Here is a 4,521-nt window from a genome sequence, read left to right as displayed (position 1 = left end):
AAGGTTTGTCATTGCGAGGAGGCCGCAGGCCGACGTGGCAATCTCGCAGTACCATGTTGGATAACAAGTGAGCCTCGGCAAAAACGTAACCGGTTGCAGGAGATTCCCACGTCGCTTCGCTCCTCGGAATGACACATCAGGGCGGCACGGTAATGGGAACGGTGCGCTGCACCGAATTGGTGCTGCGATTGCCGCTTCGCGGACGGGCCTGGCTGTCCCCGCCCCTACAACGCACGGCTGACAGCTTTGAAAAACTGTCCGCTTTCCATTTTCAATTTTCCACTTTTCCCCAGATCCGTATATCCTAAATTTTTATATAAAGAGGTATTTGCCATGGAGATCTATCTCGCATCCAAATCCCCGCGGCGGAAAGAGCTGCTCGAGCGCATGGGCCTGGAATTCACGGTCCGTGCCGTAAACACCAACGAGACCATGGACCCCTTCCGTCATCCCTCCGATGAGGTCGCCCGCGTCAGCCTGGAAAAAGCGAAGGCCGTGCAGCCGCACTGCATGCCGGACGACATCATCATCTCGGCCGACACCATCGTGGTGTGCGATTCGCTCGTCATGGGCAAGCCCCACTCCGAGAGCGAGGCCTTTTCCATGCTGCGCCGCCTGTCCGGGCGCGACCATCAGGTCATGAGCGGCCTGACCGTCCTGCACGGCGACGACTGCGAGAATCTGACCGTCACCACGACGCTGCGCATGCGCACCCTGTCCGACGAGGAGATCCGCGCCTACATCGCCACCGGCGAGCCGATGGACAAGGCGGGCGCCTACGCCATTCAGGGCCTTGCGGCCATGTTCGTCATCGGTCTGGACGGCGATTACTATAACGTGATGGGGCTGCCGGTGTGCCCGCTGGCCATGATCCTGCGAAAATTCGGCGTGAAGCTGCTCGGCTGCTGATCTCTCTGCCCCAGGATTGGAGTTTACCCTTGAAAAAGCTTTTTCGCGGCCGCGTCAGGCTCATCCTGCTGCTGGCCGTCCTTCTGGCTGCCGCCACGGCCCTGACCGCCGCGCTCTCGGGCACGGCGTGGGGCTCGCGCACCGTGCAGGCAGTGCTCACGCCGTTTCGCAGCGGGTTTTCCGCGCTGACGCGGCAGGCGGAGCGGTACTATAACTATCTGTTCAACTATGAATCCCTCTCGGCCGAGAACGACTATCTGCGCCGTCAGATCAGCTCCATGGAGAACGAGGTCCGCACGGCCGACTCCCTGCAGCGCGAAAACGAGCGCCTGAAGGAGCTGCTCGGCCTGCAGGAGGAGCACGAGGACTATCGCTTCAATGAGGCCTACATCGTCTCGTGGGATTCCTCGAGCTGGAAGAGCACGTTCACCATCGGCAAGGGCACGCGCTCCGGGCTGGAGACCGGCATGGTCGTCGTGACGGAGTACGGCCAGGTCGTCGGCCTCATCACGGACATCGGCCCGAATTGGGCCACGGTCACGACCGTGCTCGACACGTCGCTGGAGATCAGCGCCTCCGTCGCCTCGGCGGGCTACACCGGCGTGGTGCAGGGCGCGTATACGACGAATGCCTCCGGCAAGCTGCGCATGAACTACCTGCCCTCGGATGCCGTCCTGCGCAATAACGATCAGGTCGTCACGACCGGCTCGACCGTCTATCCCAAGGGTCTGATCCTCGGCTATGTCGAGGACGCGGGCTTCGACGAGACCGGCGTGGCGAAGTATGCCATGCTGCGCCCGGCCGCCGATCTCGAGGACCTCGAGCAGGTCTTCGTCATCACGGACTATGTCAGCGAATAAGGCGGTGAGCGGCCATGCTTGACAAGCTCTATATCACGCCGCGCCAGTGGCTGCGCATCCTGCGCTGGACGCTCTATGCCGCCCTGTTCCTGCTGGCCCTTCTCGTGCAGACCGTCGTGTTCGGCAGCCGCACGATCCTGGGCGCGCATCCGGACCTCGTGGCCATTGTCATCACCTGCGTCTGCCTGCGCGAGGGCCCGGAGCGCGGCGGCACGTTCGCCCTCATCGCCTCGCTCGTCTGGTGCCTGTCCGGCATCGATCAGGGCAGCGTCTGCCTGCTCGTGCTCACGGTCCTGCCCGTGCTCGGGAGCATCCTGTGCCGCGCCGTGTTGGCAAACCGCTTTCTGCCGTCGCTGCTTGTCTGCTTTGTCACGCTTGCCGTGGAGCAGGGCCTCATCCTCCTGATGAAGCACTTCTTCGCGGGCGTCGCGTGGGAGCAGGCCGGGCGCGCCCTGCGCTGCCTGCTCGTGACGCTCCCGGTGCAGCCTGCGGTCTACGGCCTCGTCAAATGCATCGCAAAAATCGGAGAGTACCATGAATCAACATAAGTTTGCCTTCCGCGTGGGCGTGCTCGTGCTGCTCATCGCCGTCATGGCGGGCGTGTTCTCCGTCCGCCTGCACAATGTGCAGATCACGCAGGCCGCGGAGCAGGATCCCACGCCCAGCGGCTCCGTGACGTATCACACGCGCGTGACGGCTGCCCGCGGCGAAATTCTGGACCGCAACGGCAACGTCCTCGTCGGGAACCGCGCCAGCTATAATCTCGTCATCGTCCGCGAGGTGCTCATGAGCGCCGACGCGCCGAACGAGAACCTCCGCCGCCTGGTGGACCTGTGCAGCGAGCTGGGGCTGGAATACACGGACCATTTCCCTGTCACGCAGGAAAAGCCCTATGCCTATGTCGACAGCGGCTCATCCCTGTGGGACGGCTATTTCCGCACCTTCCTCACCGAGCGCGGCTGGGATACGGATGTCTCCGCCCCGCAGCTCATCCGCTGGCTCAAGGAGATTTACCACCTGCCCGCCGACTGGACGGAGGAGGAGTGCCGCCGTGTGATCTCGCTGCGCTATGAGCTGGACCTGCGGCGCTATATCGGCACGCTGGACACCTATGTGCTCATGACGGACGTCGACGCGCTGTCGCTCGCGGCCATCACGGAGCTGAACATCCCCGGCCTCAATGTTGAGACCTCGAGCGTCCGCCAGTACAACACCACGCTCGCCGCCCACATCCTCGGCACCATCGGCAAGATGAACGGCACGGACTGGGAGACCTATGAGAGCAAGGGCTATGCCATGGATGCCTATATCGGCAAGGACGGGCTGGAGCAGGCCTTCGAGGAGGAGCTGCACGGCTCGGACGGCACGCGCGTGACGACCATCACCGCCGACGGCAACATCCTTGAGGAGCACTACGCCGTCGACCCCGTCGCGGGCAACAACATCGAAACGACCATCGACCTCGGCCTGCAGAAGGTCGCGGAGGAATCGCTGGCCGCGAAGATCCTCGGCCTGCGCGAGAACGGCGTTGGCGCCTCCGGCAACGGCAAGGACGCCGAGGGCGGCGCCGTCGTTGTCATGAAGGTCAAGACCGGCGAGGTGCTGGCCTGCGCGAGCTACCCGACCTATGACCTTTCCACCTATAATACGAACTATAACGAGTTGGCCGCCGATCCCTACAAGCCGTTCAACAACCGTGCGCTCGGCCTGCCGTATCCGCCCGGCTCGACCTATAAGATGGTCACGACCATCGCCGCCATCGACAGCGGGACCATCAGCCGCTGGACGGAGATCGAGGACGAGGGCGTCTACACCCGCTTTGAGGACGCAGGCTATATGCCGCGCTGTATGCTCTACACCACGACGGGCGCGACACACGGTCTCATCAACGTCATGAAGGCGCTGGCCGTCTCCTGCAACTACTATTTCTATGAGGCGGGCTACCGCACCGGCATCACTGCCATCGACAACACCGCCAAGGCCCTCGGCCTCGGCGAGCCGACCGGCATCGAGCTGCCGGAGGCCACCGGCCGCCGCGCCAATCCGGAGACGAAGAAGGAGCTCTACGACGAGGGCCACGACGGCTGGTACGACGCCGATACCGTCGCCGCGTCCATCGGCCAGTCGGAAAACCGCTTCACGCCCCTGCAGCTGTGCTCCTACACGGCGGCGCTCGCCAACCGCGGCGTGCGCTATACGGCAACGCTCCTCAAGCGCGTGCTCTCGTCGGATTATCAGAAGCTCATCCGCGAGAACCAGCCCGTTGTGGCCAGCACGCTTAACATCTCGGACGAGGCCTACGCCGCCTATTCCGAGGGAATGCGCGAGGCCGTCACCTCCGGCACGGCCTACAGTGCCTTTGTCGGCTATGACGTGGCCGTCTGCGCCAAGACCGGCACGGCCCAGCACGGCTCCGGCGGCTCGGACAACGCCTCGTTCGTGCTCTATGCCCCGGCGGACGACCCGGAGATCGCCATTGCGGTCTATGTGGAAAAGGGCGCGCAGGGCGGCACGCTCGGCACCATCGCCCGCGATATTCTGACGGCCTACTTCTCCGAAGCCGGCTCCACGGATACCGTCCCCGCCGAAAATACCCTGAACTGAAAAGCAGGCGGGCCGCCCGGCGGCCCGCCTTTCCGTTTATGGCGTGCACTCCCGAATTGTCATTGCGAGGGCGCTTCGCGCCCGTGGCAATCTCGGGAAGGCACTGTCAGCCCGTACACGCCATTGTAGGGGAGCGGCATGCCGCTCC

The 4,521-nt window shown here is 63.8% G+C and carries 4 protein-coding genes; all 4 read left to right on the top strand.

Going from position 1 to position 4,521, the window contains the following annotated elements:
- Positions 1-333 precede the first annotated feature (333 nt).
- The 4 genes from WMO66_RS00525 to WMO66_RS00510 are packed head-to-tail and all read left to right on the top strand — an operon-like array spanning position 334 to position 4,373.
- Positions 334-909: a Maf family protein gene (locus WMO66_RS00525; RefSeq protein ID WP_349134452.1), complete on the top strand. Its 576-nt coding sequence runs from the start codon at positions 334-336 to the stop codon at positions 907-909.
- Between the two features lie 29 nt (positions 910-938).
- Complete coding sequence (gene mreC, locus WMO66_RS00520; RefSeq protein ID WP_349134451.1) at positions 939-1,769, top strand: rod shape-determining protein MreC; 831 nt, start codon at positions 939-941, stop codon at positions 1,767-1,769.
- A 14-nt stretch (positions 1,770-1,783) separates the two neighbouring features.
- Positions 1,784-2,317, top strand: a complete 534-nt coding sequence (locus WMO66_RS00515) for a hypothetical protein (RefSeq protein ID WP_349134450.1) — start codon at positions 1,784-1,786, stop codon at positions 2,315-2,317.
- The gene (locus WMO66_RS00510) at positions 2,304-4,373 is read left to right on the top strand and encodes a penicillin-binding transpeptidase domain-containing protein (RefSeq protein ID WP_349134449.1); all 2,070 of its coding nucleotides are present in this window, start codon (positions 2,304-2,306) and stop codon (positions 4,371-4,373) included. The genes WMO66_RS00515 and WMO66_RS00510 overlap by 14 nt, the downstream gene beginning before the upstream one ends.
- The last annotated feature ends 148 nt before the right edge of the window (positions 4,374-4,521 follow it).

It is taken from the genome of Faecousia intestinalis (assembly GCF_040096185.1).
In the GTDB taxonomy this organism is placed as follows: domain Bacteria; phylum Bacillota; class Clostridia; order Oscillospirales; family Oscillospiraceae; genus JAZOXB01.
This window is presented reverse-complemented; position numbering and strand designations above follow the sequence as displayed.

Coding starts and splice junctions, on each gene's coding strand:
- WMO66_RS00525 (WP_349134452.1), top strand. CDS start 334: ATGGAGATCTATCTCGCATCCAAATCCCCGCGGCGGAAAGAGCTGCTC.
- WMO66_RS00515 (WP_349134450.1), top strand. CDS start 1,784: ATGCTTGACAAGCTCTATATCACGCCGCGCCAGTGGCTGCGCATCCTG.
- WMO66_RS00510 (WP_349134449.1), top strand. CDS start 2,304: ATGAATCAACATAAGTTTGCCTTCCGCGTGGGCGTGCTCGTGCTGCTC.